This is a genomic window from uncultured Ralstonia sp. (genome assembly GCA_913056305.1).
Taxonomy (GTDB): domain Bacteria; phylum Pseudomonadota; class Gammaproteobacteria; order Burkholderiales; family Burkholderiaceae; genus Ralstonia.
On record CAJXMR010000368.1, the window covers coordinates 1 to 2763 of the forward strand.

At 66.2% G+C, this 2763-nt stretch carries 3 protein-coding genes and 1 pseudogene; 1 reads left to right on the forward strand and 3 read right to left on the reverse strand.

The features are described 5' to 3' along the window. Window positions 1-90: 90 nt before the first annotated feature. The gene (locus QZ609_RS26095) at window positions 91-528 is read left to right on the forward strand and encodes an acyl-CoA thioesterase (protein ID WP_295501291.1); all 438 of its coding nucleotides are present in this window, start codon (window positions 91-93) and stop codon (window positions 526-528) included. A 64-nt stretch (window positions 529-592) separates the two neighbouring features. On the opposite strand, the gene QZ609_RS26100 is transcribed toward QZ609_RS26095, so the two are convergent. The 3 genes and pseudogenes from QZ609_RS26100 to QZ609_RS26110 form a co-directional block, all read right to left on the reverse strand. Continuing rightward, window positions 593-1357 carry an enoyl-CoA hydratase gene (locus tag QZ609_RS26100; protein ID WP_295501294.1) on the reverse strand — a complete coding sequence of 255 codons (765 nt, stop codon included), beginning with the start codon at window positions 1355-1357 and terminating at the stop codon, window positions 593-595. A 31-nt stretch (window positions 1358-1388) separates the two neighbouring features. Next, entirely contained in the window at window positions 1389-2342 is a 954-nt protein-coding gene (locus QZ609_RS26105) for a DegV family protein (RefSeq protein ID WP_295501297.1), read from the reverse strand. 199 nt (window positions 2343-2541) lie between these two features. Next, window positions 2542-2763: pseudogene (locus QZ609_RS26110) on the reverse strand (acetyl-CoA C-acyltransferase); the annotation flags it as partial.

Consider the following 2763-nt stretch of genomic DNA (forward strand, 5'->3'; position numbering starts at 1 on the left):
GCGGCGCATGTGCGGTGCAATAAAATGGCGGATTGTGTATTCTCCCACCGATCACCCGCGCGCGCCCCGCGCCCGGTGCCCCTCGCCTCAATGCTGCCCTGCGTCATCATGTCCGATATCCAAGCTTCCCCTGAAACCGTCTCGCTGCCCGCCGGCAAGCAGCCTGCTGTGCGCGTCATGCCGATGCCGTCCGACGCCAACGTGCACGGCGACGTGTTCGGCGGCTGGATCATGTCGCAGGTGGACATCGCGGGGTCGATCCCGGCGGTGGTGCGTGCCAACGGGCGTGTCGCCACCATCGCGGTCAACTCGTTCGTCTTCAAGCAGCCCGTGTACGTGGGCGACCTGGTGAGCTTCTACGCCAGCGTGGTCAAGACCGGCCGTACCTCCATCACGGTGGACGTGGAGGTCTATGCGCAGCGCATGGGCAAGAACGGCCGCCACGCGACGGTCAAGGTGACGGAGGCGACCCTGACCTACGTCGCCACCGACGAGAGCCGCAAGCCGCGCGAGCTGCCGCCGCTCTGATTGGCAACGCCCAATGAAAAACCCGGCCTAGGCCGGGTTTTCTTTTTGCGCAGGGACGCCGCGTTCAGTGGAACTTGGAGAAATCCGGGCGACGCTTCTCGAAGAATGCCGTGAACGCCTCACGCGCTTCCGGCGCACGCAGCATCTCGCCGAACTGCTTGCCTTCCAGCGACATGCGCGCGGCGATCTGCGGCGTGGCGCCCTCCTTCATCAGGCGCTTGGTCGCACGCAGCGAGGCCGGCGGCAGCAGCGTCAGCTTGCGCGCCTGCGCACGCACGAAGGCGTCCAGCTCGCCCACCGGCAGCACGCGGTTGACCAGGCCCAGTTCGCGCGCCTCCTGCGCATCGAACGGCTCGCCGAACAGCAGCTTGTCGGCCGCGCGATGGTAGCCGGCCAATTGCGGCAGCAGCAGGCTCGAGGCGGCTTCCGGGCACAGGCCCAGTTGCGCGAACGGCATCGACAGCTTGGCCGTCTCCGAGGCATACACCAGGTCGCAATGCAGCAGCATGGTGGTGCCCACGCCAACCGCCGCGCCGCTCACCGCCGCGATCAGCGGCTTGGTCGCCGTGCAGATCGCCTTGAGGAACTGGTGCACCGGAGCGCTCTCATCCTTGGGCGGGTTCTTCATGAAGTCTTCGAGGTCGTTGCCGGCCGTGAAGATGCTTTCGTGGCCAGCCAGCACGATCACGCGGATAGCGGGGTCGGTCTCGGCGGCCACCAGCGCATCCGCCAGCGTCTGGTACATCGCGGCGGTGATGGCGTTCTTCCGGTCCAGACGGTCGAAAGTCAGGGTCAGGACGCCGTCTGCGGTCTCGGTACGAATCGACATGAAAACTCCAGGGTGAGAACCCGTGCAACCACTAGATGGGCACAGGTGAATCAGACAAATAACCGACGGAGAACGCGTTGGCGCCTACGTTCAACGCCACGGTCAGGCTCATCGGCGCGAAGAGGACCTCCACACCGTGCTCCTGAGCGACCCGCCGCAACGACTGCACTGCGTCCATGCGGTACACCGCGTCGAGCGCGCCGGAATACGTGATCGCCACCACGGGCGTGGCCAGGCGCTCCTCGGCGATCATGGTTTCAACATGCGCCATGAGGCGGCGGATGCCCTCCTCCGAGCCGCGCACCTTGGCAATAGCCTCGGTCTCGCCGCGATGCATGCGGATGAGCGGACGCACGTTGAACGCCGTGCCCATCATGTAGCGGCCCCAGGTGATGCTCTTCTCGCCCTTCTGCTTGGCGCGCGTGTACATGTAGAGCAGCTCGTCGGGCACGAGAAACACGTGCGAGGCATCTCGCAAACGATTTTCGATCACGTGCACCACGTCGCGCACCTCGGCGCCCTCGCGCAGCATGCGCGCGGCCTCGTGCACCAGCAGCGCCTGGCCCGGGCCGATGGCGCCGGTGTCCACCACCGTCAGCTCGAACAGGCCCGAGCGGCCGGCATCCTTGCGCGGCTTGAAGCTCTTCGCCGTGGTGCCCACCACCGAGCCGGTGGCGTGGTTGTAGAAGTGGCTACGCGAGCTGGCGATCGTCAGCAGCAGCGCGCGGTCGTACTGCGTGACCACGTGCTTGAGCAGGTAGTCTTCGATCTCGCGCTCCAGCAGCGGGATCGACTCGGCAAAGTGGTCCTGCTTGTTGACGAGATACTTGCGATACAGCTGCGGAAGCGCCTCCTCGTCACGGCGGTCTTCCACGAACATGTCGCCCGCACGAATGCGGAACGGCACCACGCCCAAACCCAGCTGTTCGATCATCGAGCGCGGCATGTCGCATGCCGCGTCGGTCAACACGATTGTGTTCCCCATCGCGCCCTCCTCTCTGTGCATCACCGGTGGCCCGGCGATGTGTCTCTGTGTGCGGAATCGTGGCTCCGCTTCTATCGCGTGCCCACTGGCGCGGGCCGCTGTCATCGGCGCGCTGTGCTGCGCGCCTGCGCAATCATGCGTTGCGAGACTGGCGATGGCAAGCGGGGAGAAGGCCTTAGGCCTTCCCCCTCGCGTGGGGTCACATGCGTTCGAAAATCCCCGCGGCACCCATGCCGGTGCCGACGCACATCGTCACCATGCCGTACTTCAGGTTGCGACGACGCAGGCCGTGCACGACAGTCGCGGCACGGATGGCACCGGTCGCGCCCAGCGGGTGGCCCAGCGCGATCGCGCCGCCCAGCGGGTTGATCTTGCTGGTGTCCAGGCCCAGGTCCTGGATCACGGCCAGCGACTGCGCGGC

What these genes read in the sequence shown, in the direction of transcription:
- QZ609_RS26095 (WP_295501291.1), top strand. Translation starts at nt 91, where the DNA reads ATGCTGCCCTGCGTCATCATGTCCGATATCCAAGCTTCCCCTGAAACC.
- QZ609_RS26100 (WP_295501294.1), bottom strand. Translation starts at nt 1,357, where the DNA reads ATGTCGATTCGTACCGAGACCGCAGACGGCGTCCTGACCCTGACTTTC.
- QZ609_RS26105 (WP_295501297.1), bottom strand. Translation starts at nt 2,342, where the DNA reads ATGGGGAACACAATCGTGTTGACCGACGCGGCATGCGACATGCCGCGC.